The 1,999-nt window shown below is 67.3% G+C and carries 3 protein-coding genes; all 3 read right to left on the bottom strand.

Annotation, left to right across the window (positions count from 1 at the left end; all coding sequences use genetic code 11):
* A partial coding sequence (tnpC, locus tag AC3WR5_RS33385; protein ID WP_492490097.1) for an IS66 family transposase occupies nucleotides 1–1,089 on the bottom strand: 1,089 nt, incomplete at its 3' end.
* A 76-nt stretch (nucleotides 1,090–1,165) separates the two neighbouring features.
* A complete protein-coding gene (gene tnpB, locus AC3WR5_RS33380; RefSeq protein WP_492490096.1) occupies nucleotides 1,166–1,498 on the bottom strand; it encodes an IS66 family insertion sequence element accessory protein TnpB in 333 nt (110 codons plus the stop codon).
* Nucleotides 1,495–1,920 carry a transposase gene (locus tag AC3WR5_RS33375; RefSeq protein WP_492490095.1) on the bottom strand — a complete coding sequence of 142 codons (426 nt, stop codon included), beginning with the start codon at nucleotides 1,918–1,920 and terminating at the stop codon, nucleotides 1,495–1,497. The genes tnpB and AC3WR5_RS33375 overlap by 4 nt, the downstream gene beginning before the upstream one ends.
* Nucleotides 1,921–1,999: the final 79 nt, after the last annotated feature.

Here is a 1,999-nt window from a genome sequence, read left to right as displayed (position 1 = left end):
GTGGTTGGCCCACAGGTCGTTGAATTTCCTGCTGGCGTGGGCCATGCATTGCGCCGAGGTCACACCCTTGGTGGTGGCCGCGTTGTAGCCGCTGAAGCCGTCGGTGAGCAACGTGCCCTGCCGGGCCTGTGGGGTGTCGAGCTTGAGGAACTCGCGCACGCTCTCGCCGCTGTGGCCTTCGCTGAACTCGAACACCACCGCCTTGGTCGGGTTCGCGCTCGTCGTGCAGTACGACCAGATGTAGGCCTTGTGCGTCTTGCCGTCGCGCAGGTCTTTGGGCTTGAGCATGGCCACTGGCGTCTCGTCGGCGTGCAGCACCGCATGGCACCGCAGTTCCTCAGCCAGCGCCTGCACCAGCGGCTGCAGTTGCGCGCCGCATTCGCCCACCCACTGCGCCAGGGTCGAGCGGGCAATCAGATGACCGGCGCACTCGAAGATGCGCTCTTGCCTGTACAGCGGCAGGTGGTCCATGAACTTGGCCACCAGCAGGTGCGCCAGCAGGCCCGCCGTCGGGATGCCCTTGTCGATGACGTGTGCAGGCGCCGGCGCCTGCATGATCGTCTGGCAGCACCGGCACGCCCACTTGCCGCGCACATGGCGTTCCACAGAGAACACGCCAGGCTGGTAGTCCAGCCGCTCGGCCACGTCCTCGCCGAAGCGCTGCATCGGTTGACCGCAGCCGCAGCGGGTGTCCACCGGCTCGTGCGGAACGTCCCGCCGCGGCAGGTGCGGCGGCAGCGGGGCGCGCTTGGGCGTCTTCTTCTCAGTCTTGTCTTTGTCGCTGGCGTTGCCGTGCTCGCGCTCGATCTCCTGGACGAGCTCGGCCAGGTCGGTGTCCAACGTCTCCTCCAGCAGGCTCTTCTGCTCGGGCGCCAGGGTACTGGCGAAGCGCTCGCTGGTGGCGGCGAACTTCAGCCGTTTGAGCACCGCCATCTCGTGGGTGAGCTTGTCGATCAGCGCCTGCTTGAAGGCGGCCTCACGATCGCGCTGCGCGATCAGCGCGTCCTTGGCGTGGATCTCGGCCATCAGCGACAGCATCGCCTGCCGCGTCTGCGGGTCCAGGGCGTCCAGTTGCTGTGCGCTGATCATGGACGGCCATGTTGCCGCGCCGACGCGCCACGCGCATCGGCACATCCGGCAATTGCCGCCGGCCTGCCCGGCAGCTTCAGATCACGCGAATGATGCCGGCATCGCCCAGCCGCTGCCACGGCAGGCCCAGCACCAGGGCATCGAGTTGCGGGCGTGTCAGCTGCACCGTGCTGGCCGCCTCGGCAGGCCAGACGAACTTGCCGTCGTTGAGCCGCCGCGCGGCCAGCCACACGCCGATGCCGTCGTGCACCAACACCTTCATGCGATTGGCTCGCTTGTTCGCAAAGAGGTAGGCATGGTTGGGATGCGCGGCGCCGAAGACGCCGACCACGCGGGCCAGTGCCGCTTCGGTGCCCAGGCGCATGTCCAGCGGTTGCACGGCCAGCCAGACGGCGTCGACCCGGATCAACCCAGCACCTCGCGCAACCACGCCGCACTGCGGCCGTCCATGGGCAGCCCGGCATGCACGGTGGTGCTGCCGCGGTGGATCTCCACCGTGATGTCGACGGGCTGCTGAACGACTGCAGCGGGTATCGCCGGCTGTACAGGGTGAGGCTCGGGGTCAGGCATCGGCAACTGCACGAAGCTTGCCTGGGCTGGCGCAGCGCGGGTTGCAGCGGTCTTCGATGCATCACCGCCAGCCGCCGCTTCATGAACCCAGCGCCGCAGCATGTTGGCGTTCAGGCCGTTGGCCAGTGCCACTGCAGCCACCGAGGTGCCAGGCTGGCGCGCCAGTTCGATCACCCGCGCCTTGAATTCCACGGAATGCCGCCGCCAACTGCGCCCGGCAGCAGCGGCTACGTCTTGGGGGCCGACCTCAGAAGTGTTCATGTGTCCACGCATTTGTTCGTGGACACAAGCATCCTTGTCCGGCTACGCCAATTCAATGTGACTTGGCCGGACGCTTACG

The organism is Ideonella sp. FW305-24 (genome assembly GCF_058788035.1).
The sequence above is the reverse complement of the archived record's forward strand: the minus strand, read 5'-3'. Positions and strand labels throughout refer to the sequence as shown.

What these genes read in the sequence shown, in the direction of transcription:
- AC3WR5_RS33375 (WP_492490095.1), bottom strand. Translation starts at nt 1,920, where the DNA reads ATGAACACTTCTGAGGTCGGCCCCCAAGACGTAGCCGCTGCTGCCGGG.